3 protein-coding genes and 1 pseudogene are annotated in these 2,858 nt (G+C 69.1%); 2 read left to right on the forward strand and 2 right to left on the reverse strand.

The features are described 5' to 3' along the window. Window positions 1-42: 42 nt before the first annotated feature. The gene (locus EIO58_RS15500) at window positions 43-1,464 is read left to right on the forward strand and encodes an aspartate aminotransferase family protein (RefSeq protein ID WP_127820264.1); all 1,422 of its coding nucleotides are present in this window, start codon (window positions 43-45) and stop codon (window positions 1,462-1,464) included. 51 nt (window positions 1,465-1,515) lie between these two features. Beyond that, a pseudogene (locus EIO58_RS15505) lies at window positions 1,516-1,818 on the forward strand (DUF7882 family protein); the annotation flags it as partial. 147 nt (window positions 1,819-1,965) lie between these two features. On the opposite strand, the gene EIO58_RS15510 reads toward EIO58_RS15505, so the two are convergent. Then, entirely contained in the window at window positions 1,966-2,286 is a 321-nt protein-coding gene (locus tag EIO58_RS15510) for a DUF7882 family protein (protein ID WP_127820265.1), read from the reverse strand. A 9-nt stretch (window positions 2,287-2,295) separates the two neighbouring features. Further along, window positions 2,296-2,858: TetR/AcrR family transcriptional regulator (locus EIO58_RS15515; RefSeq protein ID WP_164861766.1), on the reverse strand; the 563-nt coding region annotated here is incomplete at its 5' end.

Raw genomic sequence — 2,858 nt, forward strand, 5'->3', positions numbered from 1 at the left:
CACGCGAGTAGCGTGGGAGCACGTCCCGACGGAAGGCCACACATGTCGATCGCGACCGAACGCCACCCCCGCACCGGCCGCCCCGCGCGCAGCGAGGCGGAGCTGCAGCAGATGGCGAAGGACCACCTCTGGATGCACTTCGCCCGCCAGTCGGTCATGACCGACGGCCCAGGCGTGCCGATCATCGTCAAGGGCGAGGGCCACCACATCTGGGACTCGCAGGGCAAGCGCTACATCGACGGGCTCGCCGGTCTGTTCGTGGTCGCGGCCGGTCACGGCCGCACGCGCCTCGCCGAGGTCGCGGCGACGCAGGCGGAGGAGCTGGCGTTCTTCCCGATCTGGTCGTACGCGCACCCGGCCGCGATCGAGCTCGCCGACCGGCTCGCGGACTACGCTCCGGGAGACCTCAACAAGGTGTTCTTCTCCACGGGCGGCGGTGAGGCCGTCGAGACCGCGTTCAAGCTCGCGAAGTACTACTGGAAGATCCAGGGTCAACCCACCAAGCACAAGGTGATCTCGCGCTCGGTCGCCTACCACGGCACTCCGCAGGGTGCCCTCGCGATCACCGGCATCCCCGCCATGAAGTCGATGTTCGAGCCGGTCACGCCCGGCGGATTCCGCGTGCCGAACACCAACTTCTACCGCGCCGCCGACATGGGGGCGCCCACCGGCAGCCTCGAGGAGTTCGGCGTGTGGGCTGCCGACCGCATCGAGGAGATGATCCTCTTCGAGGGCCCCGACACCGTTGCCGCGGTCTTCCTCGAGCCGGTGCAGAACTCCGGCGGCTGCTTCCCGCCGCCGCCCGGATACTTCCAGCGCGTGCGCCAGATCTGCGACAGATACGACGTGCTGCTGGTCTCGGACGAGGTCATCTGCGCCTTCGGCCGCGTCGGGCACATGTTCGCGTGCGACGCATACGGCTACGTGCCCGACATGATCACGTGCGCCAAGGCGATGACCAGCGGCTACTCGCCCATCGGCGCCACGATCGTCAGCGACCGCATCTATGAGCCGTTCGCGCACGGCGACCGCACGTTCTCCCACGGCTACACGTTCGGCGGGCACCCGGTCTCGGCCGCAGTGGCGCTGGAGAACCTCGACATCTTCGAGGAGGAAGGCCTCAACGAGCGCGTGCGCGAGTACTCACCGCTGTTCCGCTCCACGCTCGAGAAGCTCATCGATCTGCCGATCGTCGGCGACGTTCGCGGCGACGGCTACTTCTTCGGCATCGAGCTCGTGAAAGACAAGGCCACGAAAGAGACCTTCGACGACGACGAGTCCGAGCGGCTGCTGCGCGGGTTCCTCTCCAAGGCGCTGTTCGACGCCGGACTCTATTGCCGCGCCGACGACCGCGGCGACCCGGTGATCCAGCTCGCGCCGCCGCTCACCATCGGCCCCGCCGAGTTCGACGAGATCGAGCAGATCCTCCGCAGCGTCCTCACCGAGGCGTGGAACCGCGTGTAACCGCTGCGCTCCCGGGTGGGGAAACAGCCGCGCGAGGGCTATGGTTGCCCCGTGGGCACGATGTATTACGGCGGCGGCGCGATGCCGATCCATATCGAAGACCGGGCGCTCGCGCACCTCAAGGTCGTGATCGCCACGAAGCTCAGACGCGACGAGAGCTTCACCGTCTCGTGGCGGCACCCCGACGATCAGCCGCGCGGCCGAAGCACCATCTGGGTGCACCCGTCGATCCCGCTGCGGTTCGTCTTCGACGACCCCGAGCCGGCCGAGCTCAGCCGCACCTGGATCGAGGAGCTTGCGAACTCGGCGAACTCGACCGGCGGCATCATGCTCATCGCCGAGCACTTCGACACCGGCCCGGTGCCGACGGGCGATCCCGCCGCAGAGGCCGAGACCGAGAAGGTGTCCCTCGGTACGATCGAGGTCGAGAGCCTCGAGATCGACAAGCTGAAGGTCGCCGGCAACGACGTGGGCGGCGGCGCGCTCTCGACCTGAGCCGGGTCAGCCCTCGACCGGAGCGGCTTCCTCGTCGGCGGGCTCCGGAAGGATGCTGAGCCCGCTGGGCCCGCTCGCCGCGAGCATCAGCTCCTCGATCCAGACCCGGTTGATGCGCGGCTGACGGCTGCCGAAGAAGTGGAACTGCAGCGCCACGGAGGGGTGGATCCAGAAGCTGCGGCGTCCGCTGCCGTCGCCGATCTCGACATCGAACATGAACGGCTCCGAGCGCCGGAGCTTGTTCATCATGACGATTCGCAGATGCGCGAGCGTGCGGTCGTCGATGTCGACGGACGTGGCTGACGTGTCGTAGATGAACCTGCCCATGGCAGGAGCCTATCCTTCTCCGCGTGGCGCGAAAGCGGCATGGAACAGGGCACGCGCGCGTGCCGCCACCGCGGGACGCCGCGCGGCGCCCGTGCGCGCGAGCTCGATGGCGAGCATCCCGGTGGCCATCGTGACGTCTTCGGTGTCTATGTGGGTGCCCACCCGCCCGGCCGCGCGGTCGCGTGCGACCAGGCGGTGCACGAGCGCGAGATAGCGCTCGCCGAGGTGCGCGACGCGCGGATCGGACAGGTCCGCGGTGATCAGTTCGATGAACGCGGTCGAGTCGACGGCCTGCTCCACGACGCGGTCGAGGAGGTCGTCGATCGTGCGGTCGGACGCCGAGGTGTACTCCTCGAGGTCGTGGACGTTGTCTTCGAACACGGCCACCGCCAGCGCGGTGCGGTCGGGGAAGTGCCGGTACAGACTCCCCTGCCCGACGCCGGCGCGCTTGGCGACGGCGCTGAACGGCGCGCCGAGACCACCCTCGGCGTAGACCTCGCGCGCGGCGGCGATGAGGGCGCGGCGATTCTCGGCAGCCGCGGCGGGGCCGCGGTTGGCTCGCGCGGCGGGCT

This window comes from Microbacterium sp. CPCC 204701, assembly GCF_004010105.1.
In the GTDB taxonomy this organism is placed as follows: domain Bacteria; phylum Actinomycetota; class Actinomycetes; order Actinomycetales; family Microbacteriaceae; genus Microbacterium.

Coding starts and splice junctions, on each gene's coding strand:
- EIO58_RS15500 (WP_127820264.1), top strand. CDS start 43: ATGTCGATCGCGACCGAACGCCACCCCCGCACCGGCCGCCCCGCGCGC.
- EIO58_RS15510 (WP_127820265.1), bottom strand. CDS start 2,286: ATGGGCAGGTTCATCTACGACACGTCAGCCACGTCCGTCGACATCGAC.